We start from the raw sequence: 1,422 nt of genomic DNA on the forward strand, positions 1-1,422 counted from the left end.
GGCTGAATCAGTATGCGTATGTGCCGGATCCGCTGTCGTGGATAGATCCGCTGGGTCTAAGTTGCAAATTAACAAATCAGCAGTTTAAGAATAAACTCAAAAGAATTAAAAATCAGACTGCCGCAGGTGGCAACCGGGGAATAAATGGCATTGTATCTCAGGATGATGCTTTTAAATTAGGCGGGGCATTTATTGGACCTAATTATAATAAAATCAGTGGTTATGGTTCTGATCTCTTGATTTCCGAAGATGGTTTGAGACAATATAGAGGGCCGTCTCCGAAACGAGGGAAAAACCCATTGACTAGTGAACCGTGGTCAAGAACTGGAACTCAAGTAAACTTTCAAAGTAGAAGTGTTCCTGAAGGGCCATGGTCAAGCAATGTTCACTTGGATACGGAGTCATTACCATGAAATTAAAGCAAAGAAAACTAGAGATAAAACACTACTGGTCTCCAGATATATATAACCCGTGGACTTGGAAGCCTATCGATAATAATGTTTTTTATTTTCTTGAAATGAATATAGGCATGAGTGATGAAGATTCTTCGGATATTTATTCTGTGGTTGTAGCAACTACCGAAGGAGTATCTTCTTTAAAAGACAAAAAAAACATGCTTAACAAACAGTATAAAATGATTCTAGTTGATGAATATTCATGGAAAAGAGTTGTATCTATCTTAAACTCTATCGTTTCAAGTATTGAAATCAAAAACGATATATATATATCACAGGAGTTATGCAAAAATTTTTATTGGGAATATGATTCAATGAAATGATTTAAAAGCCGGGAAAAACTTTAAATCTTCCTGGCTTATTTTTTTATTTACCCGCCGCTGTTCAGCCCACTAAACAACTGCCGCTTCAATCCCCTTAACCAACTGTTTAGCCTGATAAAACTGCTCGCATAGCTCTTGCACCTCGTCACCTTCCGCGATCAGCACACCTCCTCCCATACATGTGGAATAATAGAATAACAAACGGCGGGATTATGTTTGGAATTAGCATTACCTCCAACATTAAAGCCTGAAGCTACCAGTGCCCTCTACTTATACTCACCTGTAACAGGTGAGCAATATATCAGGCACAATTCTGAATTTTCATGAAAAACTCCCACAGTTCGGTTTTATAAAATAATATAAAAATATGCAGGGTTTTTATCCACAGCCTGCGGTAGCTGTCATTTTCAGCCAGATTTAGCATCCACTTCATTGCCCTGTCCTTAACTGAATGGACAACCGCACCGACAGGGCCCGGGAGTACGCTCCGGACGCCCGGAGCCTGCTGTCGCGCATCACCGACACCGCCACCGCATTCACACCGCACCGGGTGGACGGATTCCTGTCATGGCAGGAGTCGTTCACGCACGATGCCGCCGGCAATCTGACCGGTCCCCTGACGGTCGCCTCCGGCAACCGCCTGA

At 42.3% G+C, this 1,422-nt stretch carries 2 protein-coding genes and 1 pseudogene; all 3 read left to right on the forward strand.

Annotated features, from left to right (window positions below; all coding sequences use genetic code 11):
* Window positions 1–413: pseudogene (locus ACMWKK_RS26150) on the forward strand (hypothetical protein); the annotation flags it as partial.
* Window positions 410–778, forward strand: a complete 369-nt coding sequence (locus ACMWKK_RS26155) for an Imm8 family immunity protein (protein WP_181663697.1) — start codon at window positions 410–412, stop codon at window positions 776–778. The pseudogene ACMWKK_RS26150 and the gene ACMWKK_RS26155, both read left to right, overlap by 4 nt.
* 451 nt (window positions 779–1,229) lie before the next feature.
* Window positions 1,230–1,422 (forward strand): hypothetical protein (locus ACMWKK_RS26160; RefSeq protein WP_406542964.1); only part of this gene is annotated, 193 nt, incomplete at its 3' end.

The organism is Enterobacter sp. 01-M-03-SI-ECC, from assembly GCF_047530215.1.
Taxonomy (GTDB): Bacteria; Pseudomonadota; Gammaproteobacteria; order Enterobacterales; family Enterobacteriaceae; genus Enterobacter; species Enterobacter chengduensis.

What these genes read in the sequence shown, in the direction of transcription:
- ACMWKK_RS26155 (WP_181663697.1), top strand. Translation starts at nt 410, where the DNA reads ATGAAATTAAAGCAAAGAAAACTAGAGATAAAACACTACTGGTCTCCA.